General features: G+C 31.4%; 1 protein-coding gene. It reads right to left on the reverse strand.

What is annotated here, in order from left to right:
- Positions 1-283 precede the first annotated feature (283 nt).
- Positions 284-1,897 carry a CTP synthase gene (locus tag Q0370_RS09305; protein WP_299574994.1) on the reverse strand — a complete coding sequence of 538 codons (1,614 nt, stop codon included), beginning with the start codon at positions 1,895-1,897 and terminating at the stop codon, positions 284-286.
- Positions 1,898-2,120: the final 223 nt, after the last annotated feature.

Genomic DNA, 2,120 nt, shown 5'->3' on the forward strand with positions numbered 1-2,120 from the left:
AGTCGTCAAACAGTCGTAGTTGAACAAATAAAAGCTCCGTCGGTTTATTAAAACAAAAAAATTATATTTTAATTATTTTGAAATACTAGGTTTTTATCCTTTATTGAAAAAGTTTATATTAAATGGTTAGTTTATTTTGTTTATATTTTAAGTAGGCTGTCTCCTTTCACCTACATTTCTAGAATTTCAATTTTACTAATTCAAAATTTCCAAAATAAAAAAGCAGAAAAACTCCTAATTAATAAAAATTTTCCTGCTTAATTTGTTTTTCAATTAATTATTATTATTTTTCGCTTCGTTTCTTTAATGCCGCTTTTATCCAGCCTGTAAACAATGGATGTGGACGATTTGGACGGCTTTTAAATTCTGGATGGTATTGTGATGCTATAAAATATGGATGGTTTTTTATTTCGATTACTTCCACATAATTTCCATCTGGAGATAATCCTACAATATCCATTCCAGCTTTTTCAAATTCTTCCCTGTAAGCATTATTAAATTCGTATCTATGTCTATGTCTTTCAGTTATTTCAGTTTTTCCATATATATTTGCAGCCAAGCTATCGTCTTTTAATACACATGGATATGCTCCAAGACGCATTGTCCCTCCCATATCTTTCAGACCTTTTTGTTCTTCCATAAGGCTTATAATTGGATATGAAGTGTCTTTTTCAAATTCTGTCGAAGTTGCATCTTTATAGCCAAGTACATTTCTTGCAAATTCCACACAAGCCATTTGCATTCCAAGACAAATTCCAAAGAATGGAATGTTATTTTCTCTTGCAAATTTTATCGCTTCAACTTTTCCATCTACTCCTCTGTCACCAAATCCACCTGGCACTAAAATTCCATCATAATCAGCCAGTTTTTTCACATCAAATTCTCCAGCCTTAAAATAATCAATTTCAACTTTTGTATCAAGATTAAACCCAGCATGCTCGATTGATTCATGAATACTGATATAAGCATCTTTTAATTCAATATATTTTCCAACAACTGCTACTTTTACAATCTTTTTAGGGTTTTTGAATTTTTCTACCATTTTAGTCCATTCAGTCAGTAACGGCTTTTCATTTTTTATTTTAAAATGTTTACAAATTACATCGGCAAGCCCTAATTTTTCCATAGTTAATGGTATTTCGTAAAGACTTTTAGCATCAAGCGATTCAATTACTGCCTCTTCATCAATATCACAGAAAAGCGAGATTTTTTTCTTAATATTTTCATCAACAGGATGTTCACTTCTCACTACAATCACATCTGGCGAGATTCCAAGTCCTTGAAGCATTTTTACGCTATGTTGTGTAGGTTTTGTCTTCAATTCTCCTGCTGCTTTTAAATAAGGCAATAATGTTACATGAATGTAGGCAATATTTTCTCTTCCAACTTCTCTTTTCAGTTGACGAATTGCTTCAATAAACGGGTCACTTTCAATATCCCCAATTGTCCCACCAATCTCAGTAATTACAATATCAGAGTTATTCTCCTCAGCAGCTTTTATAACATTGTACTTAATTTCATCTGTCATGTGAGGCACAGTTTGCACAGTTCCTCCTAAAAATTCCCCACGACGCTCTTTCGCAATAATTTTTGACATAATTTTTCCAGTCGTCAAATTATTATACTTTGTCAAATTCTCATTGATAAATCTCTCATAATGCCCCAAATCCAAGTCAGTTTCTGCTCCATCTTCTGTAACAAAAACTTCTCCATGCTGATAAGGACTCATAGTTCCCGGATCCACATTTATATATGGATCAAATTTCTGAATTGTAACCTTATATCCTCTCTCTTTTAGCAATCTTCCTAAAGAAGAAGCAACAATTCCTTTTCCAAGCGATGAAACAACTCCACCTGTAACAAATATATATTTTGTTGAATCATTATGTGTATTCATTTTTCCCTCCTATTTTTTTATTCTCAATTTTATCTATTTATTCAATTTTAAATATTTTGGCAATTTTATAAAATATCATTTAATTTAGTAATCTATCATTTTTTAAACTTTCCTATTAAATTTTTTTCTCTTTTTACTGTAGTCAATGCTTTTGCACCTTTTTCTTGTGCATCTTTTATCAATCCTTCGATAAAGTCTGCTGACGGAGTGTCAATTACTGTTG

The organism is uncultured Leptotrichia sp. (assembly GCF_938036635.1).
In the GTDB taxonomy this organism is placed as follows: domain Bacteria; phylum Fusobacteriota; class Fusobacteriia; order Fusobacteriales; family Leptotrichiaceae; genus Leptotrichia; species Leptotrichia hongkongensis.